The sequence below is a fragment of the Streptomyces sp. NPDC055103 genome, from assembly GCF_053607625.1.
Genome location: NZ_JBSGTX010000212.1, coordinates 672 through 1,007, shown reverse-complemented (window position 1 = coordinate 1,007; position 336 = coordinate 672). Strand labels below are relative to the sequence as shown.

The following is a 336-nucleotide window of genomic DNA, read 5'->3' as shown; positions in this document are numbered from 1 at the left end:
TCTTTTGATAAAGACCACAGCATCCGGGAAGAAGCGTAGAGTCCGGAATTAGCCGCTGACAGGATCGCTGTCAGGATAACAAAGTTCATGATATCGGCTGCGTATGGTACACCGACTCTGTCAAAGACAGCGACAAACGGGCTTTTGATGACACCTGCATCTTGAATCGGAATCAGCCCTGACAGCACAAAAATTGTTCCGACAAAGAAGAGTGAGAGACGCCAGACCGTTGTTTTAATCGCTTTTGGTATCGTCTTGTCAGGATCAACGCTTTCACCGGCTGCGATTCCGATTAGTTCCGTTCCCGAAAACGCAAAATTGACGGACAGCATCGTC

1 protein-coding gene is annotated in these 336 nt (G+C 48.2%); it reads right to left on the bottom strand.

Translation table 11 applies throughout. The features are described from left to right. The coding region (locus tag ACWFR1_RS40600; RefSeq protein ID WP_453561213.1) for an amino acid permease at positions 1-336 on the bottom strand (336 nt) is incomplete at both ends.